The sequence below is a fragment of the Acidimicrobiia bacterium genome, from assembly GCA_030584185.1.
Taxonomy (GTDB): Bacteria; Actinomycetota; Acidimicrobiia; order Spongiisociales; family UBA11373.
In genome coordinates, this window is record CP129495.1 from 329,319 (window position 1) to 351,307 (window position 21,989).

General features: G+C 69.1%; 21 protein-coding genes. 3 read left to right on the plus strand and 18 right to left on the minus strand.

The features are described 5' to 3' along the window. Nucleotides 1-89 precede the first annotated feature (89 nt). A complete protein-coding gene (ileS, locus tag QY307_01685; protein WKZ82988.1) occupies nt 90-3,275 on the plus strand; it encodes an isoleucine--tRNA ligase in 3,186 nt (1,061 codons plus the stop codon). A 19-nt stretch (nt 3,276-3,294) separates the two neighbouring features. Here ileS and QY307_01690 read toward each other — a convergent pair whose 3' ends face one another. From QY307_01690 to mraZ, 18 genes are all read right to left on the minus strand, one after another. Next, the gene (locus QY307_01690) at nt 3,295-3,546 is read right to left on the minus strand and encodes a YggT family protein (protein ID WKZ82989.1); all 252 of its coding nucleotides are present in this window, start codon (nt 3,544-3,546) and stop codon (nt 3,295-3,297) included. 4 nt (nt 3,547-3,550) lie between these two features. Continuing rightward, nucleotides 3,551-4,279 carry a cell division protein SepF gene (locus QY307_01695; protein ID WKZ82990.1) on the minus strand — a complete coding sequence of 243 codons (729 nt, stop codon included), beginning with the start codon at nt 4,277-4,279 and terminating at the stop codon, nt 3,551-3,553. Nucleotides 4,280-4,284: 5 nt separating this feature from the next. After that, nucleotides 4,285-4,950: a YggS family pyridoxal phosphate-dependent enzyme gene (locus QY307_01700; GenBank protein WKZ82991.1), complete on the minus strand. Its 666-nt coding sequence runs from the start codon at nt 4,948-4,950 to the stop codon at nt 4,285-4,287. Next, complete coding sequence (locus tag QY307_01705; protein WKZ82992.1) at nt 4,935-5,561, minus strand: polyphenol oxidase family protein; 627 nt, start codon at nt 5,559-5,561, stop codon at nt 4,935-4,937. Before QY307_01705 ends, QY307_01700 begins: the two co-directional genes overlap by 16 nt. Continuing rightward, the gene (ftsZ, locus tag QY307_01710) at nt 5,558-6,652 is read right to left on the minus strand and encodes a cell division protein FtsZ (protein WKZ82993.1); all 1,095 of its coding nucleotides are present in this window, start codon (nt 6,650-6,652) and stop codon (nt 5,558-5,560) included. The genes QY307_01705 and ftsZ overlap by 4 nt, the downstream gene beginning before the upstream one ends. A 103-nt stretch (nt 6,653-6,755) precedes the next feature. After that, nucleotides 6,756-7,508: an FtsQ-type POTRA domain-containing protein gene (locus QY307_01715; protein ID WKZ82994.1), complete on the minus strand. Its 753-nt coding sequence runs from the start codon at nt 7,506-7,508 to the stop codon at nt 6,756-6,758. After that, the gene (murB, locus tag QY307_01720) at nt 7,505-8,407 is read right to left on the minus strand and encodes a UDP-N-acetylmuramate dehydrogenase (protein WKZ82995.1); all 903 of its coding nucleotides are present in this window, start codon (nt 8,405-8,407) and stop codon (nt 7,505-7,507) included. The genes QY307_01715 and murB overlap by 4 nt, the downstream gene beginning before the upstream one ends. Beyond that, the gene (gene murC, locus QY307_01725) at nt 8,404-9,768 is read right to left on the minus strand and encodes a UDP-N-acetylmuramate--L-alanine ligase (GenBank protein ID WKZ82996.1); all 1,365 of its coding nucleotides are present in this window, start codon (nt 9,766-9,768) and stop codon (nt 8,404-8,406) included. Before murC ends, murB begins: the two co-directional genes overlap by 4 nt. Then, on the minus strand, nt 9,761-10,828 hold the full coding sequence (locus QY307_01730; GenBank protein ID WKZ82997.1) for a glycosyltransferase: 1,068 nt from the start codon (nt 10,826-10,828) through the stop codon (nt 9,761-9,763). The genes murC and QY307_01730 overlap by 8 nt, the downstream gene beginning before the upstream one ends. Next, nucleotides 10,825-11,994 (minus strand): putative lipid II flippase FtsW, encoded by a 1,170-nt coding sequence (gene ftsW / locus QY307_01735; protein WKZ82998.1) that lies wholly within the window; start codon nt 11,992-11,994, stop codon nt 10,825-10,827. The genes QY307_01730 and ftsW overlap by 4 nt, the downstream gene beginning before the upstream one ends. After that, complete coding sequence (gene murD / locus QY307_01740; GenBank protein WKZ82999.1) at nt 11,994-13,274, minus strand: UDP-N-acetylmuramoyl-L-alanine--D-glutamate ligase; 1,281 nt, start codon at nt 13,272-13,274, stop codon at nt 11,994-11,996. Before murD ends, ftsW begins: the two co-directional genes overlap by 1 nt. Then, on the minus strand, nt 13,271-14,317 hold the full coding sequence (gene mraY, locus QY307_01745) for a phospho-N-acetylmuramoyl-pentapeptide-transferase (GenBank protein ID WKZ83000.1): 1,047 nt from the start codon (nt 14,315-14,317) through the stop codon (nt 13,271-13,273). The genes murD and mraY overlap by 4 nt, the downstream gene beginning before the upstream one ends. Further along, nucleotides 14,314-15,648, minus strand: a complete 1,335-nt coding sequence (gene murF, locus QY307_01750) for a UDP-N-acetylmuramoyl-tripeptide--D-alanyl-D-alanine ligase (GenBank protein ID WKZ83001.1) — start codon at nt 15,646-15,648, stop codon at nt 14,314-14,316. Before murF ends, mraY begins: the two co-directional genes overlap by 4 nt. Continuing rightward, the gene (locus QY307_01755) at nt 15,645-17,093 is read right to left on the minus strand and encodes a UDP-N-acetylmuramoyl-L-alanyl-D-glutamate--2,6-diaminopimelate ligase (GenBank protein ID WKZ83002.1); all 1,449 of its coding nucleotides are present in this window, start codon (nt 17,091-17,093) and stop codon (nt 15,645-15,647) included. The genes murF and QY307_01755 overlap by 4 nt, the downstream gene beginning before the upstream one ends. Next, on the minus strand, nt 17,086-18,786 hold the full coding sequence (locus QY307_01760; protein WKZ83003.1) for a penicillin-binding protein 2: 1,701 nt from the start codon (nt 18,784-18,786) through the stop codon (nt 17,086-17,088). Before QY307_01760 ends, QY307_01755 begins: the two co-directional genes overlap by 8 nt. Before the next feature lie 64 nt (nt 18,787-18,850). After that, entirely contained in the window at nt 18,851-19,264 is a 414-nt protein-coding gene (locus QY307_01765; GenBank protein ID WKZ83004.1) for a hypothetical protein, read from the minus strand. Continuing rightward, nucleotides 19,264-20,181 carry a 16S rRNA (cytosine(1402)-N(4))-methyltransferase RsmH gene (gene rsmH, locus QY307_01770; GenBank protein WKZ83005.1) on the minus strand — a complete coding sequence of 306 codons (918 nt, stop codon included), beginning with the start codon at nt 20,179-20,181 and terminating at the stop codon, nt 19,264-19,266. The genes QY307_01765 and rsmH overlap by 1 nt, the downstream gene beginning before the upstream one ends. Before the next feature lie 97 nt (nt 20,182-20,278). Then, nucleotides 20,279-20,734 (minus strand): division/cell wall cluster transcriptional repressor MraZ, encoded by a 456-nt coding sequence (gene mraZ, locus QY307_01775; GenBank protein WKZ83006.1) that lies wholly within the window; start codon nt 20,732-20,734, stop codon nt 20,279-20,281. A gap of 170 nt (nt 20,735-20,904) precedes the next feature. On the opposite strand from mraZ, the gene QY307_01780 reads away from it, so the two are divergent. Beyond that, entirely contained in the window at nt 20,905-21,651 is a 747-nt protein-coding gene (locus QY307_01780; protein WKZ83007.1) for an SDR family NAD(P)-dependent oxidoreductase, read from the plus strand. A 10-nt stretch (nt 21,652-21,661) separates the two neighbouring features. Beyond that, nucleotides 21,662-21,964 carry a lipopolysaccharide assembly protein LapA domain-containing protein gene (locus QY307_01785; protein ID WKZ83008.1) on the plus strand — a complete coding sequence of 101 codons (303 nt, stop codon included), beginning with the start codon at nt 21,662-21,664 and terminating at the stop codon, nt 21,962-21,964. The last annotated feature ends 25 nt before the right edge of the window (nt 21,965-21,989 follow it).

The following is a 21,989-nucleotide window of genomic DNA, read 5'->3' on the forward strand; positions in this document are numbered from 1 at the left end:
AGGGGCCGCCCCTTGGGGACGGCAAGCCGGGTGGTACCGCGGGCCACGGCCCGTCCCGGCGGCACCATGCCGACCGAGGACGAGACAGGATGGACCACAACCGCCCCTTCGAGCGCATCCCACCGGAGGTCTCCTTTCCCGAACAGGAGCACTCCATCCTCGACCTGTGGGACTCCCTCGACGCCTTCTCCGAATCGGTCCGCTCGCGACCCGCCGACAAGGAGTTCACCTTCTACGACGGCCCGCCCTTCCCCACTGGGAGCCCCCACTACGGGAACCTGCTCGCCGGTGTCCTCAAGGACGTCGTACCCCGCTACTGGACGATGCGGGGACACCGCGTGGAGCGGCGTTTCGGTTGGGACACCCACGGACTCCCCATCGAGATGGAGGTGCAGAGGGAGCTGGGCCTCAACGGGCCGGAGGACATCAGACGTTACGGGATCGATCGCTTCAACGAGGCCTGCCGGGCGCGGGTCATGGCCAACACGGAGCCCTGGCAGGCGATCACGAGACGAATCGGCCGGTGGGTCGATTTCGAGAACGATTACAAGACCATGGACCCCGACTTCATGGAGTCGGTGTGGTGGGTCTTCCGCGGCCTCTGGGATCGCCAACTGGTGTACAAGGCCTTCAAGGTCCTCCCCTATTCGTTCGGAGCGGCGACGCCGTTGTCCAACTTCGAGGTCAACCTCGGTGGGTACCGGGACGTCGAAGACCCGTCGCTCACCATCCGCCTGGAAGTGACCGAGGGTCGGGGTCCGGTGGAGACGGGCGACTCGCTGCTGGTGTGGACGACCACTCCATGGACGATGCCTTCCAACCTCGGTGTCCAGGTCGGCCCCGAGATGGTCTACCGGCGGGTGGTGACGCCTCTCGGCGGACACTCCGGACCGTTCTGGGTTGCCGACGCCAGGGTGGCCGCCTACTGGCCGGATGGGGCCGAGACCTCGGCATCGGCGATCGGAGCCGACATGATCGGCACCCGCTACCGACCGGCCCTGGAGCACTTCGCCGCCCTCGCCGATGACGGCGCCTTCGTCGTCCTGCCCGGTCCCGACGTGAGCACCGAGGAGGGCACCGGCCTGGTGCACACCTCGCCGGCTCACGGCGAGGACGACTTCATGGCGTTCGAGGAGGCCGGACTGACCCGGCTGCTCGTGGACCCGATCGACGAGCAGGGTCGCTTCACCTCGGAGGTCCCGGAAGTGGCCGGCATGAACGTCAAGGACGCCGACCCGGTGCTGGTGCGTCTCCTCGATGGCCGCGGCGCCCTGGTGCTGGAGGAGAGGATCGTCCACTCCTACCCGTTCTGCTGGCGCACCGACACCCCGATCATCTACAAGGCGATCCCCACCTGGTTCGTCGCCGTGGAGAAGATCCGCCACCGCATGGCGGAGCTCAACGACTCGATCCACTGGGTGCCGGATCATGTCGGGAGCAAACGCTTCGGCAACTGGCTGGAAGGAGCGCGCGACTGGGCCATCAGCCGCAACCGCTTCTGGGGATCCTGCATCCCGGTGTGGGAGTGCGAGCACTGCGACCACGCCGAATGCGTCGGCAGCCTGGACCAACTCGAAGCGCTCTCCGGCGCCAGGCCCTCAGATCTGCACAAGCACGTGGTGGACGCCATCACTTTCCCGTGTGGGGCTTGCCCGGGGACGATGCGCCGCGTGCCCGAGGTCCTCGACGTCTGGTTCGAGTCGGGCGCCATGCCGTACGGACAGAGTCACTACCCCTTCGAGAACAAGGAGAGGTTCGAAGCCGGGTTCCCCGCCCACTTCATCGCCGAAGGGCTCGACCAGACACGGGGCTGGTTCTACACGCTGGTGGTGCACGCCACCGCCCTCTTCGACCAGATCCCGTTTCGCAACTGCGTGGTCAACGGCCTGATCCTCGCCGAGGACGGCCGCAAGATGTCGAAGAGCCTCAAGAACTACCCGGATCCGTTCGACCTGCTCGAGGCGACCGGCGCCGACGCCCTGCGGGCGTATCTGATCAACTCGCCTGTGGTGCGGGCCGAGCCGCTGCGTTTCTCCGAACGAGGGGTGCGCGAGGTGGTGCGCACCGTGATGCTCCCCTACTGGAACGCCTACTCGTTCTTCACCACATACGCAGCCGCCGAGTCACTGGGGGTCGCCGACCTTGTCGCCGCCCCATCGCCGGCCGACCGCCCCGAGATCGATCGCTGGATCCTCTCGGTCCTGCAGAGCCTGGTCAAGAGGGTCAACGAGAAGATGGAGGGCTACTACCTCTACGACGTGGTTCCGCCACTGATCGAGTTCGTCGACGATCTCACCAACTGGTACATCAGACGCTCCCGGCGGCGCTTCTGGACCGGCCGATCGGGTGGCGGCGGAGATGCCCTCTCCGCCTTCGCCACCCTCTACGAGGTGCTGGTGACCTTTGCCCGACTGATGGCGCCCGTCCTGCCGTTCATCACCGAGGTGATGTATCAGGACCTCGTGGCCGCTCGCACCGAAGGGTCCCCTGTGAGCGTGCACCTTGCCGACTACCCGGAAGTGGACCCCACCCTGATCGACGAGGGCATCGAGGACTCGATGGCCGTGGCCCGCCGGGTGGTCGGGCTGGGAAGGGGCCTGCGCGTCGAGGAGGGGGTGAGAACCCGACAACCACTTCCCCGACTGACTGTGATCGCCCACGATCCGGCCGTGCTGGCGGCGGCGGGTTCTCACGCCGACCTGATCGCCGAAGAGCTGAACGTGAAGGAGGTGCTCACCTCGAGCGACGAAGGCGCTGCCTCTCGCCTGGGAGCAAAGCCCAACTACCGATCGCTGGGGCCCCGCTTCGGGTCCCGCATGGGGGAGATCGCGGCTGCCGTGGAGGCCCTGAAGCCGCACGAGGTCGAAGCGGTCCTGTCGGAAGGCCGTGTGGAGGTGGCCGGCGAGGTGCTCACCGTCTCGGACCTGGCCGTCACCCGCGCCCCGCTGCCCGGCATCGTGGTCGCAGCCGACGAGCTGCTGGCGGTGGCGCTCGACACCACCATCACGCCCGACCTACAGGTCGAGGGACTCGCCCGTGAGCTGGCCAAGCTGGTCCAGGCCGCCCGCAGGAAGGCGGGACTCGACGTATCCGACCGAGTTCGGCTCAGATGGTGGAGCGACTCGCCGCGGGTGCAGGCGGCGATGGAGGCCTACGGCGAGTGGTTGGCGGGCGAGGTGCTGGCCACCACGGTTGAGGTCGGAACCTCGGCGATGAAGACTGCGGATGCCGCCGGCGAACCGGTGGCCATCGAGGTGGAGCGCAGCCCCGGCTGATCGCTGCCGGCAGCAGACCTCAGCAGATGGCGCCGGCGAGCACCCCGAGACCCAGGATCAGGATCAGGGGCGATAGGTCGAGCCCAGCGCCACCGACCCGCACTGGGGGGATGAGGGCGCGCAGGGGACGCAACACCGGCTCGGTCACTGCGCGCAGCGCCGAGCGGACACGCGCCACCGGGTGGTCATAGGACACCGGGATCCACTCGAGAACGATCCGGGCAAAGACGACGAGCGAGTAGACCTGCAGGACGAGGCAGACGGCCCTCACCGGATCAGGCCTCTTCTGGGGCCTGGTAGTAGCCGAGATCCTTGAGCCGGCGGCGCTCGTCGCGACTCAGGTTCACACTGCTCGGCGTGACCAGCACCACTCCCTGGCCGATCTTGCGCATCGAACCTCCGAGGGCGTACGTGAGCCCGCTGGAGAAGTCGACGAGTCGTCGCACCATGGCCGGTTCCACCTTGCGCAGGTCGAGCACCACGGGGATGTTCGCCCGAATGTGATCGGCGAGTACCTGGGCATCGTTGTAGGAACGAGCCACGATCACCTGGGACTCGAGCTCCGAGGAGCTCACGGTACGCACCAGCGGTCGCTCCCCAGGCTGCATGGTGACCCCGGCATCGGAGAGCGCCCGGTCGGCAACCGGCCGGCGGCGGGCCGTGAGTGGCGGTTCCACCCTCCGCCCGGCTACGCCCTCATGCTCTCCGCGGAGTTCGGTGGGATCTTCGAACATGCTCTCTGCATGTCGGTATCCGCCGGCGCCTTCCACCCTCACCGTGGACGACTCGGCGGGAGGAGCGGTCGGTTCCGGGGGCCGCGCCCGCAACGGGCCCCGTTGCGGCTGAACCACCTGCTGACGGGGCTCGGCGGCGCGGCGGACCTCGGCGGTCGGTCGTGCCGGCGGCCGGCGCTCCGGTTGTCGTGCCTGTGGTGTCGCCTCGTAACCGACCGAGTCCTCGTCGACCAAGCCCAGGTAGAACATCGTCTTCTGCCAGATGCCCATGGGGCTCAAACCTCTTTGGGAGATTGTCGAAAGATAGCCCGTCCCACCCGCAAGATGGTGGCACCCTCTTCCACGGCCACCTCGAAATCGCCGCTCATGCCCATCGAGAGTTCGGTGAGACCGGGAAGATCGGGCAGCAGGCGATCCCTCAGCAGGCGAAGTGCGGCGAAGTGGGGACGGGCCGCTTCGGGGTCGGGATCGAGGGGGGCCATCGTCATCAGCCCCCGGACCTCGATGCCCGCGATGCGGGCCTTCTCCACCAGTTGAGCCGCCTCGGCAGGCGAGACGCCGCCCTTCTGCGGCTCCCCGGACACGTTCACCTGGACCAGCGCCGGTGGGGGCGGTCCGTCGCCAGACCATCGCTCGATCAGCTGGGGCCGATCCAACGAATGCAGCAATGTGACCACGGGACGCACCCGAGCGACCTTGTTTCGCTGCAGTCGGCCGATGAAGTGCCACCTCACGTCTCCGGGAAACAGGGAGGCACGATCGGCCAGCTGATCGGCCCGGTTCTCCCCGAAGTCGCGCACCCCTGCTGCATAGACCATCCATAGGTCGTCCAGGGCCGCCTCCTTCCCCACGACCACGAGCGTCACCTCGGAGGGGTCGCGACCACTGCGCATGGCCGCGGCTGCCACACGCGACCTGATCGAGGTCAGCCCGCCAACCATGCCACCGAGCCCTGACGCGCCGTGGTCCGGTCGCGCCGGAAGGAGTGAAACCCCGAGTCCGACATCGTGCACATCCCGGACCGCCAGACCTCGATGCCGTCGAGCGACCGAGAGATCGAGGCGACCAGATCGACCGAAGGCGTGCCCCATGCCGTGCCGGCGGCCTCGTCGGGGAACGCTGCCGCCACCTCTGGACCGACCTCGAAACAGCAAGGACCGATCCCGGGCCCGATGGCGGCCAGCTTCGGTGGCAGGTCGGCCTGTTCCATTGCGACCCGAAGTGCATCGACCACCCCGGCTGCCGCCCCCCGCCAGCCGGCATGGGCGATGCCGACGCCTCCCTCGGCGATGAGGACGACCGGATAGCAGTCGGCCGTGGCCACGACCAGGGGGAGCCCGGAGGTGGTGGTGAAGGCCGCATCGGCGCTGCCCAGCAGGCCGGGAGCACTCGCCCGCACCACGCGAGCCCCGTGAACCTGACGCAGCCATGCCCAGCCGTCGGATACACCAACCGCATCGGCGAAGCGCCGACGAGCCTCGGGATCGGACCGCGGATCCCCATCTGCCGCCTCTCCGAAGGCGACCCCGGCGATGCCGTCGGGCCGGATCATCCCTGAAGGAAGTCGGGGATCTCCAGGTCGTCGAGGGCGGGACCATCTGGAGCCTCGTCTTTCGGCTCCCTCCTGCCGGTGCCGGGCAGTTCGACCGAAGGTGCCTTGAACTTGGGGCGATCAGGGGAACCGCCCGTTGGCCGCCCGAACCCGGCAGCGATCACCGTCACCCTCATCTCCTCGGCCAGGCTGTCGTCCACCGTCGCCCCGAAGATCACATTGGCGTCAGCCGTGCAGTGTTCGGCAATGGCGGTGGCCGCCTGATTGACCTCGTGGAGCGACATCGAGGAGGGCCCGGTGATCGAAAGGAGCACCCCGCTGGCTCCCTCCACCCCCGTCTCCAGCATCGGGCTGGAGATGGCCTTCTCGGCTGCCTGTGCCGCCCGGTTCTCGCCGGTCGCCCGACCGATGCCCATCACCGCCGAGCCGGCGCCCCACATCACGGCCTTGACGTCGGCGAAGTCGACGTTGATCAAGCCGGGCGTGGTGATCAGATCCGTGATCCCACCCACCCCCTGGAGAAGTACCTCGTCGGCCATCATGAAGGCATCCATCATCGGGAGGTTGCGGTCGGCCTGCTCCAGCAGCCGCTGGTTGGGGATGACGATGAGGGTGTCGACCGCGTCGCGCAGAGTCGAGATCCCGGTCTCCGCCTGGACGGAACGCCGACGACCTTCGAATCCGAAGGGACGCGTCACCACGGCCACCGTGAGCGCTCCGAGGCTCCGAGAGATCTCCGCCACGACCGGTGCCGCCCCGGTACCGGTGCCGCCGCCCTCGCCGGCGGTCACGAACACCATGTCGGCGCCACGAAGGGCGTCCTCGATCTCCTCACGATGGGCCTCGGCAGCCGTCCGACCCACCTCCGGGTCGGCCCCGGCCCCTAGGCCCCGGGTGAGATCACGCCCGATGTCGATCTTGACGTCGGCATCCGACATGAGCAGCGCCTGAGCATCGGTGTTGACCGCGATGAACTCGACGCCCCGCAGTCCGGCATCGATCATCCGGTTGATGGCGTTCACGCCGCCGCCGCCGACACCGACCACCTTGATGACGGCCAGGTAACTCTGCAGGCCGTCGTTGCTGGTCATGGCGCTTCCTCCCCGGGCACCCGATGCGCCCAAACCGTGTCGCGGGTGCGAGCCCGCCGGCATCGTCCCACAGGATAGTGGACCCTCGACCCGAGCATCACTCTCATCCGCCGGAACCTTCGACCTCGCCTCCAGGGTTGGATCCGGCACCGAGGGGAACCACGACCGGGCGCAACGGGGCGGAGACGTCGACGGTGGCTCCGACGGGGAGCTGCTGCTGGAGCAGGGCGCGTAGGGCGCGTCCCTTGTCGGCCAGGTCCACGGGCGTTCCGAACCGCACCGGGTGGCCGAACGCCTCGCTCCACAGCTCGGTGCCCTGCAGGCGGAGGGTCATCGTGCCGCCGATGTCGTCGCGCAGCACACCGGCCAAGGCGACCACCTCGCGCCACAGGGAGTCTTCGGGCCGCTCGCCGGGCTCGTGGTCGCCGGTGCCGATGGCGGCACGAAGCAGCCCGCCGCCTGCCGTTGGAGCTCCCTGGAGAACCATGCCGTCGCCGGCCACGAGCATCCATGCCGACTGCCCTTCGATCCAGACGGCGGGACTCCGCTCGAGGACCTCCACCACCAGCCGGTCCGGCCATACCCTGGTGACCCTCGCCTCGGACACCCACGGATCCTCGGCGATCGAGGCTTCGAGGGCCCCGGTGTCGATCCACACCAGGATGGCACCGTGTCCGACGCCGCCCGCCTCTACGCGGGATGCCGGATCGGAACGCACGGCCCCGACGATCTCGATGCTGCGCAGCGACAGCCAGGGTGAATGGAGGGCAAAGCCGACGCCGGAGACGACGGCGAGCACCACCCAGGGCCAGAGGCGAATCCGTCGGCCCGGCGGAGCCGGGTCGGGGACGCTCAATCGAAGTCTCCGACGAATCGCAGCTCGACGTCGAGAACGATTCCGGTCGCCTCCTCGACCCGTCGCCGTACCTCCTCGACGAGAGAGCGGATCTCGGCGGCCGTCGCCCCGGGCCCGGCCACGAAGAAGTTGGCATGGCGCTCGCTCACCTCGACGGCGCCGATCCTCAAGCCTTTGAGGCCCAGCGAGTCGATGAGCCGACCCGCCGAGTCGCCCGGCGGGTTCTTGAAGACGCTGCCGGCGTTCAGCGTGCCCCCGGGCTGGTTCAGGCGACGCCAGCGCGTCACCTCGCGGAGTCTCGCCTCCACCTCACGCCGGGTGGAGTGCTCGGTACGGAATCGGGCTGAGACCACCATCTCGCCTTCACCCAGGTCGGAGTGTCGGTAGGACATCGCCAGATCTGCCGGCGTCCGGTTCGACGCCCGTCCTGACCCGAGGTCGAGAACGCGCGCCTCCAGCAGCCATCCGGCGGTGTCGCTGCCGTGACAGCCGGCGTTCATGCGCACAGCTCCGCCGACGCTTCCCGGGATGCCCACGAAGAACTCGAGGCCGGACCGACCGCGGCGCGCCGCCTCCCGGGCGACCGCCGGAAGTGGACAGCCGGCGCCGGCGTCGACGGTGCCATCGGTGGCAACATGCGTCTGCGCCATCCCGGGTCCCGGGCGGATCACCACGCCGTCGAAACCCTGATCGGACACCACCAGGTTGCTTCCCCGCCCCAGGACCAGAACCGGGACCCCTCGATCGGCGGCCAGCGAGGCGGCGCCGACCGCCTGCTCCTCGTCGTCCACCTCGATCATCCACCTCGCCAGCCCGCCCACCTTGTAGGTGGTCAGGGGTGCCAGCGGCACGTCCTGGCGAATCCGGCCCCGCTCGTCAGAGGCGGTGGATGCGTTCACCGCGACGCAGCCAGCATGGGCAACAGCTCGTCGGCGACGAGGGTGATGTCCCCGGCGCCGAGAAGCAGCACCAGGTCGCCCGGCTCGGTCTCGGCGGCGATCGCCCGCGCCAGATCGATCCGATGCGGCACGTAGGCGACGTTTCCGCCCACCCGAGTCGCCGCCTCGGCCACCAGGCGCCCGGTGACACCGGGGATCGGGGCCTCTCCGGCCGGGTACACGTCGGTGACGAACACCCGGTCGGTCGTGGCAAGCGCTTCGCCCAGAAGCGCACCCTGATCGGCGGTCCGGGTGAATCGGTGCGGCTGGAAGACGGCCATCACGCGCCCCGAGTGACCCTGGCAGGCGGCGGCGATGGTTGCCCTCACCTCGGTCGGATGGTGGGCGTAGTCATCGACCACCAGCACTCCGCCGACCCGCCCTCTCACCTCGAAACGCCGCCGGACCCCGGCGAACGCCGCCAGCCCTTCGGCAGCGGCACGCACATCCATGCCCATCTCTCCGAGGAGGGCGAGCACCCCGGCGGCGTTGCGGGCCACATGCTCGCCCGGCTTGGGGATGGCGACCGGCACCTCGTCACCTGCCCCTCGGAGCACGAACCGCACCGAGCCCGGCCCGTGCGCCAGGCCCTTGATGCGCCAGGTGGCATCGGCAGCGGTGCCGTAGGAGGTGGATCCGACGGCTTCACCCACTCGACGCGACCCAGGATCGTCCGCACAGACCACCACCGGCCCGGTGACGGCGGACGCCACCCGCTCGAAGGCGGACATCACCGCCTGGAAGTCCCCGTAGTGATCGAGGTGGTCCGCTTCCACGTTGGTGACCACCAACCCGCCAAGCGTCAACGAGAGAAAGGTCCCGAACGCCTCGTCGGCTTCCAGAGCGAAGATCCCCTCCTCACCGAGGTGGGCGTTGGTGGCGAGGTCCGCCATCTCCCCGCCCACCATGAACGATGGGTCGCGCCCCAGAGAGCGCAGGGCGGTCACCAGCATGGCGGTCCCTGTGGTCTTGCCATGGGTGCCGCTCACACCCAGCGTGGGCAGGGCGGCGGAGATGGCGGCGAGCAGCCGGGGACGCAACCACACCTCGACCCCGGCGGCTCGGGCCGCTCGGAGTTCGGGATCCCTTTCGGGCACCGCGCTGGATGCCACCACCAGGTCCCACTCCGTGGCGCGTTCCGGTCGCGATCCCAGCCAGGTCTCGACCCCGGCGGCGGCGAGGGCGAACAGGGCCGGACCCGGCTTCAGGTCGGACCCCGTCACTCGATGCCCCGCCTGGGCGAGGATCTTGGCCAGGCCGGACATGCCGGCACCGCCGGCGCCGACGACGTGAACGCGGCGTGCCGATATCAACTCAGGCAATTGCCACCTCGAGCAGGTGATCGGCAACGGCGTCGGCAGCCCCGGGGGCTGCAACCGAACTGGCGGCCGTTGCCATCGCCGCCAGCCGACTCGGGTCGCTGGCCAGGGAGGCAACCACCCCGGGCAGGTCCCCGAGGGCTCCCTGCCGCACTACGAGCGCCGCTCCGGCCGCCTCGAGGAACGCCGCGTTGGCTCCCTGGCCGACCCGGTCCAGGGGAACCAGGACGGCGGGAGTTCCCGTGGCCGCAAGCTCGCTGACCGTCATCGCCCCGGCGCGGCAGACCACGAGGTCGACAGCGGCGTAGAAGAGGTCCATGCGATCCTCGAAGGGGAGGCGTTCCCACGGTAGCGACGGCCTGCCGGCTGCGGAGTCGACACCGGCGGCCTGCGGTCCGGTGAGGTGGAGGAGATGAGCTCCATCGAGGGCGGCGATGGCAGGGGCAATCCGGTTGAGCACGAAGGCCCCCTGGCTGCCACCGAGCAGGCCGACGACGAACCCGTCTTCCGACAGACCGTACCGGGCGCGTGCCGCCACGCGGAGGCCTTCTCGATCGAAGGAGGCGATCTCCTGGCGCAACGGGTTGCCGACCACCAGCGACCGAGGCAGTCGCTGTGCCGGGCCGGGAAGACCGAGCAGCGTGAGACGGGCGCGTCTCGAGGCGAACCGGGCCGCCAGGGAAGGGTGGGCGTTCTGCTCGTGGACCACGAAGGGGACTCCGGCCCTTCGCGCCGCGACGGCGGCGGTGACGGTCACGTAGCCGCACATTCCCAGGACCACTCGTGCCTCACAGTCCCTCAGGACCTGTTCCATGGCGACGGCCCCCCGATGGACCACCGCGGGGATCCGGAGATTCTCCAGGCTGGCGCTGCGACGCAGGCGGGTCAGTTCGAACGAGTGGAACCTGTAGCCGGCGGCAGGCACCGCCTCCGACTCGAACCGATCACCGCCGAGAAAGACGATCTGGCGTCGATCGGTCCCGCGACGCTCCAGTGCGGCTGCTATGGCCAGGGCGGGCAGGACGTGACCGCCGGTTCCGGCGGCGGCGATGGCGACACTCACCGGGCCCCCACATCGATCTCGACGGGGTGACGCGCCGCCGACATAAGCACGCCGACCCCGACCAGCGAGATCACCAGAGAGGTGCCTCCGTAGGAGACGAACGGGAGGGGCACCCCGGTGATCGGCAGTAGGCCGGTCACGCCACCGACGTTCACGATGGCCTGCATCGACAGCCAGGTGGTGATGCCGACCGCCACCAGGCGCCCGAACGGGTCGGTGCAGTTACGCGCTATCGAGATGCCGGCGACGGTGAACACGGTGAACAGGGTCGCCACCGCCAGTGTCCCCACCATGCCGATCTCTTCCCCGAGGATGGCGAAGGCGAAGTCGGTGTGGGCATTGGGTAGGAACGACCAGCGCGCCCGGCTGGCCCCCAGGCCCACTCCCCACACCCCGCCGGTGCCGAGAGCGACCAGGCTCTGGAGGGCCTGATAGGAAGTGCCAAGGGGGTCGCGCTGCAGGTCGAGGAAGGCGGTGACCCGAGCCCACCGGTACGGCGATGTGTAAGCCAGCAGGAAGGCTCCGGCGCCTGCCGAGAGGGCACTTCCCAGCACCAGCCGAAGAGGGATGGTCGAAGCGGCCAGGATGGCAAAGCCTCCGGCCGCCACGAGCAGCGTGGTGCCGAGGTCCGGCTGCAACATCACCAGCACCCCGACGGAGCCCACCGAGGCGAGCAGCGGCCACAGGAAGGGCCACAGGCGCGTCATGTTGCGCTCGTTGCGGCTCACCAGGGTGGCGAGGAAGAGGATCGTCGTCAGCTTGGCCAACTCGGAAGGTTGCAGCGACACCGGACCCACGACCAGCCAGCGGGTGGCCCCGTACATGCGGATCCCGAACCCGAGCACGGCAACCAGGAGAGCGAGGCTGATCAGGAACAGCGGAAACGAGGCTCTCCGCCACCAGCGAAGCGGCACGAAGGCTGCGGCCACCATCCCGGCGATCCCGACGACCAGGCCCACCAACTGCCTCTTGAAGTAGAACAGGCCGTCGCCGCTCTCGCGCAGACCGACCACGGAGGAGGCAGAGATGAGCACCCCGAGCCCGACCACTATCAGGAGGCCGACCGGCACCAGCACGAAGCCGATCGAGCGCGACACTCCCTGGGCGTGACGCGTGGCCTGCCGGAGGGCGGCGCGTGAGGTGGTGATCGAAGCAGTCCCGGCCATCAGGAATCCTCCAGAGACGCCACCGCGGTCGCAAACCGATCCCCGCGATCGGCGTACGAGGAGAACATGTCGAAGGAGGCGCAACCCGGGGCGAGCAGCACCGTGTCCCCGGGCTGGGCAATGGCTTTGGCGATGGCGACAGCCTCGTCCATGTCCGAGGCGATGACCACACCCTCGCCGGCGGCGGCAAGATCGTCGGCCGCCTCACCTATGGCCACGACTCCGCGCAGGTTGGGTCGTTTCGGAAGCAGGGACAGGTCGAGCCCCTTGGCGCGACCCCCTGCGATCAGCACCACGGACTCGTAGGCATCGATGGCAGCCAGGGCCGCGTGCGGGTTGGTCGCCTTGGAGTCGTCCACCCAGGCGACGCCCCGGAGCATGGCCACCACCTGGCGCCGGTGGCGACCAGGCCGGTACGCCCTGGCCGCCGCTTCCACACCGGCGGGGTGGGCTCCGATGGCGAGGGCGGCGGTGGCTGCGGCAGCAAGGTCGACGAGGAAGGCGGCGTCTGTCCGGGCCAGGTCTTCCACCGGGATCTCGACACCGGGAGCCAGCAGCATCCCGCCGTCGACGCCCCACCCGCCCTCGGGCAACCGAACGCCGCTCACGGGCACCCGGCGGGCCGTCGCCTCGCGGACTACGGCCACGGCGCCGGCATCGTCGGCGTCGTAGACGACGATGTCGTCACCATCCTGCCGTTCCAGTATCCGCCTCTTGGCGGCGAAGTAGCGCTCGACGGACCCGTGCCAGTCGAGATGGTCGGGTGCCGCGTTGAGCAGGACCGCCACCGGGGTGTGAAAGGTGTCCACGAACCTCAGTTGGAAGGACGACGCCTCCACCACCAGCACTTCGTGCTCGCCGCCGACGAGTGCCGAGAGTGGATCTCCGATGTTTCCCGCCGCCGCCGCTCTCAAGCCGGAGGCCACCAGCATCGCAGTCGCCACCTCGGTGACGGTGGTCTTGCCGTTGGTGCCGGTCACCGCGAGCACCGGTGCCTTGCAGTTGCGAAAGCCGAGTTCGAGCTCGCTCCACACCGGCAGGCTCGCCTCCAGGGCGGCCACCAGCGGCGGTGCATGCTCGGGCACTCCCGGGCTGGTCACCACCAGCTCGATGCCTTCCAGGTACGACGCCTCCCAGTCGCCCGTCAGCACGGAATCGGCCTCGGTGCCCCGAACCGCCGAGGGGTCGAGGTCGTAGAGGACCACCTTCTCGCCGAGGTCGTGCAGCAGCCTGGTGGCGGCGCGTCCGCTGACCGCTGCCCCGACGACCAGGACGGTCATCCGATGCCTCCCGATGTGATGAAGTCGCCGTAGAACAGACCGAGGCCGAGGGCCACGAACAGCCCGGCGAGTATCCAGAATCGCACTATGACGGTGGTCTCCGGCCATCCCTTCAACTCGAAGTGATGATGTATCGGCGCCATGCGGAAGATGCGCTTCCCCCAGCCCCGGAATGCCCCCACCTGGAGGATCACCGACACCGTCTCCATCACGTAGAGGCCACCGAGCACACCGAGGAGCAGGTGCGTGTTGGTTAGCAGCGCCATGGCCGCCATGGCGCCGCCCAACGCCTGCGACCCGGTGTCCCCCATGATGATCTTCGCCGGAGCCGCGTTCCACCACAGAAAGCCGAGACAGGCGCCGACCAGCGCCGCCGACATCACCGCCAGCTCCAGGGTCCCGGCGACCTCGTAGAACTCGGGATGGCGGAACTGCCAGAAGGCGATGATGACGAAGGCGCCGAAGACGAGGGCCGCCGATCCGGAAACCAGACCGTCGAGTCCATCGGTGAAGTTGACCGCGTTGGCTGCTGCGGTGAGGAGCAGCAGCACCCACACCACGTAGAACCAGCCGAGATCGATTCCGAGCGGACGGGTGAATGAGATCTCGGTGGTCACCTCGTACCCAACCGCCCCCCAGGCGAACAAGGCGGAGATGAGCAGCTGCCCGGCGAACTTGGACCGTTTGTTCAGGCCAAGGTTTCGCTCCCGCGAAACCTTGGAGAGGTCGTCGAGGAACCCGATGAGCCCCATGCCGACGAACGCCAGCAAGACCAGCAGTCCCGGCACCAGGAACGGCTTGAAGTTGATGCTGATGGCGCCGGAGGGGTCCCGCAGGTCGACGTGACCGGCAAGCCATCCTGCGGTCACCGCCAGGATCATCACCAGGCCCCCCATGGTCGGGGTGCCCTGCTTGTGGGCGTGGTCGACCTCGTCCTGGATGAACTGTCCGATGCCGTGCCTCCGGAAGTGCCGGATGACCAGCGGCGTCATGAGGATGGTGACACCGAACGAGGTGGCGGCGGCGAGGAGCATGGCGATCATGGGCGTTCACCCCCGAGCATGGCCGCCACCGACTCCAGGCCGGCGGCGCGCGAGGCCTTCACCAGCACCACATCCCCCGGGCGGAGCCGCGACGTGAGGTGGTCCACCGCCGACTCGACGTCGGCGAAGGAACGCGAGCCGGCGCCCGCCCCCTCGCCCAGACCCGGATCATCGCCGACGACCAGCACCTCGAAGCCGAGGCCGGCCGCCAGACGCCCGACATCCCGGTGCCACCTCGGCGACTCGGTGCCGAGTTCGTGCATCTTGCCCAGCACGGCGAAGTGACGTCCGGGCATGGCGGCGACGGTCTCCAGTGCGGCCGCCATCGACGCCGGGTTGGCGTTGTAGGCGTCGTTGACGATCCTCACCCTGCCGGTTCCGACCCGCGCCTCGACCACCTCCATCCGCCAGGGAGAGACCACTGCAGCCTCCAGGCGCCTGGCAGCGGCGTCGAAGTCGATGCCGGCCGCCACCGCTGCCGCGACTGCGGCGGCGGCATTGACCGCCTGATGGCGCCCGGCAACCCCAAGCCGGATCGGCACCGCCCGCGCTTCGTGCTCCAGGACGAAGGAGGCGCGGCCCGAGTCGTCGACCATCACCGAGACGGCGCGGACATCGGCGGTCTCCTCCTCACCGAAGGTGATCGTCGGCCCGGCGACACCTCGGGCGAGCGACGGCTCGCCGGCAGGAAGCACCGCCACCCCGCCGGGCTCGAGCGCCTCCACCAGTTCCCACTTCGCCCGACGGACGGCGTCGAGGTCCCCGAAGGTCTCGAGGTGCGCCGGCCCGATGTTGGTGATCACTGCGACGTGGGGCCGGATGACCGGAGACAGCGCCGCGATGTGGCCGACACCGCGACTGCCGACCTCGACCACCAGCACCAAGGCTCCTTCGGGACACCCCAAGATGGTGAGGGGCACCCCGACCTCATTGTTGAAGGAGAGGGGCGCGCCATGTCCGCCGGGACCGACAGCGGCGACGATGAGATCCTTGGTCGTCGTCTTCCCGGAGCTGCCGGTCACCGCCACCACCCTTCCGTCGAACTCGTCACGCCGCGCCTCGGCCAGGGCGAGCAACGCCTCCTGCGGCACGGCGACCTCGACGCCGGGCGTTCCGTTTTGGAGCCGACCCGGCTCGGCGAGGGCGGCCACGGCCCCGGCGTGGAAGGCGGCTCCGATGAATTCGTGCCCGTCGAGCGAGGCTCCTCGAACGGCGACGAAGAGGTCTCCGGGGACGACGCGACGGGAGTCGACCTCGACCCCGGTGACGACGGCAGACCCGTGCCGGGTCCCGCCGGCGATCGTGGCCACCCGGTCGAGGTCCCACTTCATCGCCCGGCCTCCTCTCGCACCACCTGGCGATCGTCGAACGGGAGCACCCGGTCACCGAAGTCCTGGCCTTGCTCGTGGCCCTTGCCGAGCACCAGGACCATGTCGCCGACTCTCGCCGATTCCAACGCAGTTCTGATGGCCAGCCGCCGGTCGACCACGGTGACCACTTCGCCGGGGCCGTCGGCACCGCCGGCCACGGCTGCGACCACCGCCTCCGGATCCTCGGAACGGGGGTTGTCTGAGGTGAACACCGCCAGGTCGGCCTGGCTGGCCGCCGCTCCCATCAGGGGCCGCTTGGCGCGGTCCCGATCCCCTCCGGCTCCGACCACCACGATCACCCTTCCGGCATCGGCCACGATCTCGCGCGCCGATGAGATGGCCGCGGCGACCCCGTCGGGCGTGTGGGCGTAGTCGACGACCACCGAACAGTCGAGCGGGGTGGGCACCAACTCGAACCTACCCGGTACGGGAGGTACCGACGCGAGTCCAGCGGCGATCTGCTTCATGGGAACTCCAAGCATCGCAGCACAACCCGCCGCCACTGCGGCATTGGCGATGTTGAACCTGCCCGCCAGGGCGACCCGGAATCGCCCGTCAAGACCACAACCCTCGAGCGTGAACTCGGACCCGGCCAGCCCGAGGGCCGTCGAGGCCACACGCAGGTCGACTCCGGACCCGGTGCCGACCCTGATCGACGGAATCGACAGTCGGGCAGCAATGCGGTCACCAGCAGGATCGTCGATCCAGACCACGGCGTTGTCGCACAACTCGAAGAGTGTCGCCTTGGCGGCTTCGTACGACTCCATGTCGCCATGGAAGTCGAGGTGATCCTGGGACAGGTTGGTGAAGGCGCCGACGGCGAACCGGGTCCCGCTCACCCTCCCCATGGCCAGCCCGTGCGACGAGACCTCGACGGCGGCAACGTCGATCCCTGATTCCACCATCTCGGCGAGGAGCCGCTGGAAGTCCGACGCCTCCGGTGTGGTGCGTTCCATGGGAAGCGAGCGATCGCCGAGCTGCGCCCCCACGGTTCCCATGACCGCTGTCGGGATGCCGGCGGAGCGACAGGCGGCGCCGACGAGATGGGTCACGGTGGTCTTTCCGTTGGTGCCGGTGACCCCGACCACCCGCAGCCGGCGAGAGGGGTCGCCGTGGACGAGCGATGCCAGCGGTCCCAGAGCCGCCCTCGTGTCGGGAACCACCAGGGCAGGCACTCCGATCGCCGACCCGGCGTCCTCGACACATACGGCTGCGGCGCCGGCGGCGATGGCGGCCGGTACGAACGAGTGGCCGTCGGCGGTGCCTCCCCGGATGGCGACGAAGAGGCTCCCCGCTCCCACCACCCGGGAGTCGTGATCGACGTCGAGGATCGAGACCTTCTCGTCCCCAATCAGTGTCGCCCCGCAGGCAGCGGCGAGTCGGCCGAGGTTCGTGCCGTCAGCCACCTGGAGGCACTCCCAGCTGGTTGAGGGCGGCGAGCGTCACCGCGGCGAACACCGGGGCCGCCCCCTTGCCACCGCTGGCATCGGTCTGCGGGGAATCGAGGACCACAGCCACCACCACCCGCGGATCGTCGATGGGAGCCATCCCGATGAAGCTGGCCACGACGTCGTCCTCGCTATAGACCCCGGACTCCTCCAGGTACTTCTCGGTGGTGCCGGTCTTCCCACCGACACGGTATCCAGGAACGGCCGCCAGCGAACCGGTGCCGTGGCTCACGACCTCTTCGAGCATCAGACGCAGCTTCTGCGCGGTGTCGGCCGAGAGCACCCGTCGCTCCACCTCCTCCACCGCTTCCTGACGGCCATCGCCGTCGACGACGCGCTGCACGAGTCGCGGCTGGACCCAAACACCGTCGTTCGCCAGGGTGGCGTACACCATGGCCATCTGCAGCGGCGTGACCGCCAGGCGATACCCGATGGAGGTCGAGGCGAGGCAGGTGGTGGCACACCAGTCCTGATGCGGACGCAGCACGCCGGATGCCTCTCCCGGGTAGTCGACGCCGGTGGGCGAGCCCTGGCCGAACGAAGCCATGTAGGTGTGGAGCCGGCGCGCCCCCAGCAGGTCACCGATCAGGATCGTCCCCAGGTTCGACGAGTAGGTGACGATCTCGGTGACGCTCAGCGCCGGGGCGTGCTCGGTGACATCTTCGAACACCGTGTCCTGGATCACTATCTCGTCGGGGATGTCGAAGGTGGTCCCCGGCACCACGACGCCCGATTCGAGGGCTGCTGAGATGGTCACCACTTTCTGCGTCGACCCCGGCTCGAACACGTCGGTCACGGCTCGGTTTCGCAGGGCCTGCGGGGTGATCGTGGTGCGGTCGTTCGGGTCGTAGCTGGGTAGGTTGACCATGGCCAGGATCTCGCCGGTTGCGGGATCGATGACGACCACCGAGCCGGAGCGGGCCCCGGTGCGTTCCAGGGCTGCGGCCAGCTCTCGCTCTGCGGCGTACTGGATCTCCGACTTGATGGTGAGCACCAGATCGCTCCCCGGCTGCGCCGGCTCGACCAGGTACTCGCCCTGCGGAATGGCCAATCCCTGCGGATCTCTCTCCACCAGAAGCGAACCGGGACTCCCCGCGAGTGCTTCGTCGTAGAAGAGTTCGAGCCCCTCCAGGCCCTCGTTGTCGTCCGCCCGAACGAAGCCGACCACATGAGCAGCCAGGGAACCTGCCGGATACACGCGTTTCGGCTCCGTCAGGAGGTGGATTCCGGGAAGCCCGGCCTCCCTCACCGCCTCACCGACCGCCAGGTCCAGCTGCCTGGCCACGTAGACGAACTCGCCGTCCTGAGAGAGATCGCGCTCCAGGTCGGTTCGGTGGCGACCCACCAGTGGCGCCAGGGTCTCGGCGACGGCTGCCGGATCGGCGATCTCCCGCGGGTTGGCGTAGATCGTCACCGAGTCGACCGTCACCGCCAGCTCACGACCGTCCCTGTCGAAGATCGTCCCGCGGTCGGCGGCGAGGGTCTGTCGGTCGAGACGCTGATCGAGACCACGGGCGGCGAACGTCTCCGCCTGCGCCCCCTGGACCACCGTGAGGCGATAACCCACCAGGGTCCACATGACCACGAGCACCACCCCGATGGAGAACAGCCGGGCACTTCCGGCCTGGCCCACCGGACGCTCATGACTCATCGCTCCTCCTCGGCGTCGGGACTCTTCCCCGCCGCCCCGTCCCGGCGCCCGACGGGGCATGCGTCTACGGCTGAGCGCCGAGCAGGCTCTTCAGGTCCGACCAGCGCTGCTCGATGTCCGGACCTGGCGTCCCCAAGCCGGGGACCTCCACGCGTCGGATCTCGATCGGATACACCATCCCTGCCTCTTCGGCGAGACGAGCGATCCGCTCCGGCGACTGCAACTCGGCCACCTGCAACCGCAGATCCCAGTACCGAGCCTCCTCGGCTTCGATCTGACGACGCACGTCCTCGAGCACGAACGCCGACCGGTCGAGGGCGACCCTCGACGACACCATCAAGAAGAACACCGCGGCGACGGTGAACACCATGCCGAGGACACCACCCAACCTGCGCCGACGCGAACGGGGTCCGATGACGACGTGGAATCCGTTGCGGTGACGCAGGGGGACGGCGAGCGGTTGCGAGCGGGCGACCATCAGATCTTCTCCGCCGCCCGCAGCCGGGCGCTGCGCGCCCGGTGATTGGCGGCCACCTCGGCATCACCCGGACGAAGGGCGCCGCGGGTGAGCAGGCGGAGCTCGGCGGTGTGGCCGCAGGCACAGACGGGCAGGTCCGGAGGACAGATGCATGCCCTGGCGCCGGAAGCGAAGCGCCGCTTCACGATGCGGTCCTCGAGGGAGTGGTAGGAGATCACGACGATCCGGCCTCCCGACCGCAGCACACGCAGAGCGGCGTCGAGGGCGTCGGCAAGTGCGCCCAGCTCGTCGTTGACGGCGATGCGAAGTGCCTGGAAGGTTCGCCGAGCCGGATGACCCCGCTTCCGGGCCCGAGCCGGCACCGCACCTGCGACGACCTCGGCGAGCCGTGCCGTATCCCCGATGGGACGGGCGGCGACGATGGCAGCGGCGATGCGACGGGCGTTCGGTTCCTCTCCGTACCGGCGAATGATCCGTTCGAGGTCCTCGACATCTGCCTCATCGACGAGCCGCCCGGCATCCGTCGGGGTGTCCGGGCCCATTCGCATGTCGAGTGGGCCGCCGTGTGCATAGGAGAACCCTCGCTCCCCCACGTCGAGCTGATGGGACGAGACACCGAGGTCGAACATGGCTCCGCCGATCTCATCGATTCCCTCCTCTTCCAGGACCCTCTCCAGGTTTCGAAAATCGGTGTGGTGCAGGGTGACGCCGCTCAGCCCGGCCAGGCCCGCTCGCGAGTCCGGGTCGCGGTCGATGGCCACCACCCTCGATCCGGGTCGGGCATCGAGCAACGCCCGGGTGTGACCGCCCCCACCGAAGGTCGCGTCGAGCACAACGCCAGGCGCGGCGCCGATCAGGATCTCCTTGACCTCGGCCACCATCACCGGCCGGTGGTACTCGGCGGTGGACCGATTCATCGCCAGCCCCCCGGAGCGCTGGCGCCGGCAGGGAGGCGGGCGGTTTCCGGGGCCCTCCTTCCGGCATCCAGGGAGCTGGCGCTGATCCGGTCCACATTCAGACTCCTTCCTCACTGAGCGCTTCCTCGATCCCCGAGTACAGGTCGTCGGCGGTCTCCTGGTTGGCTGCCCAGCTGGCTGCGTCCCAGATCTCGATCCGTTCGAACACCCCGACCACCACGACGTCCTTCTCCAGACCGGCGTAGGCGCGCAGCGGCTGCGGGATCTGGAGTCGACCCTGCTTGTCGGCCTGCAGGTCCGCGGCCGACCCGAAGAACGCCCTTGCGTAGTCGCGATTCCGGCGATTGGTCCTGGGCAGCCGATTGATGCGGGCGGCCTCCTCCTCGAACCGATCGGATGGGAAGACGTAGAGGCAACGCTCCTGACCCTTGGTGACCACGACCCCGCGAGCGACCCGATCGCGGAACTTCGAGGGCATCACGATGCGGCCCTTGTCGTCCACGGTGTGCTGATACCAACCGAGGAACACCTCGATCTCCGCCCTTCTCTGCACCCTGATCGGGGAATCTCTCCCCCTGCCGAGCCACGAGCGTGTCCCGGCCGTTCTCCACTTCGCGCCACTTTGCCCCATAGATCCCCACTTGTCAACCACATCGTTCCCCAACCGACCCACTGCGTCCCATCGGTGGCTCGGTCGGTTCCACCGACCGATACGCTCTGGCCGTGCTCGAAGGCCGCCGAATCGTCGTGACCGGAGCCTCCTCCGGGATCGGGAGAGCGCTCGCCGCCGCCTACGCCGCCCATCGAGCAACCGTCTGGGCGGTAGGAAGAGACACCGACCGCCTGGCTGCAGTGGCCGCAGCCACCGGGGCGACGGCGGTGCCGGCCGACCTGACCACGGCCGCCGGCCTCGCAGCGGTGACGACGAGGGTGGCGGAGGCAGGCGCACTCGATGTCGCCGTCCACGCCGCCGGGGCACTTGGGCCGGTGGGTGTGCCGTTGCGCGACTACCCCGACCGAGAGTGGCGAGAAGTGATGCACACCAACCTCGACGCGGTGCACCGTCTACACCGGTCACTGGGACCTCTCCTCGACCTGGGCCATGTTCCGACGGTGATCGCCCTGTCCAGCACCGTGGGGCGCCAGGGTCGCGCCGGCTGGGGGATGTACGCCATCTCCAAGTACGCCCTCGAAGGCTGGGTGGCAGTGCTCGCCGACGAGTGGAAGCAGGGACGGGTGTACTCGGTCAACCCGGGAGGAACCCGAACCCCGATGCGCGCCGAGGCCAGGCCCGACGAGGACCCGACCACCGTGCCGACACCCGAGGAGATCACGCCCCTCTTCCTTCGCCTGGCGCACCCGGCCGCCCCGGAGTCGACCGGGGTGCTCCTCGAGGCGCGCCACTGGATCGGCAGAGATCCTTGGGAGGGGTTGGGCGCCGACCCGACACCGACGTCGCCTTCGCCCTAGCATCACCCCCATGAGCACCGAGACGCGAGAACGCAGGACGCGCTGGGCGGGACCCGTGCTGCTATTCACCTTCGTCGTGATCCCGTTCGTGATCCTGGTCTTCTCCAACACCGACGGCGTCACCGTCTCCTGGGCGGGTTTCGACTGGGAGAACGTGCCCCTGTGGCTCGCCCTGATGGCGGCATTCGTCGCCGGCGCCATCGGCACCCGCGTGTTCAGCTGGGTCTGGAAGGCCTGGCGACGGCGACGCCGGCGGCACGAGGCGGAAGCCGAGTATCTCCGCGCCCAGGCGGCATCCGCCGACGAAGGCTGACCTCCCCGGGTTCGGCCACGGTGCC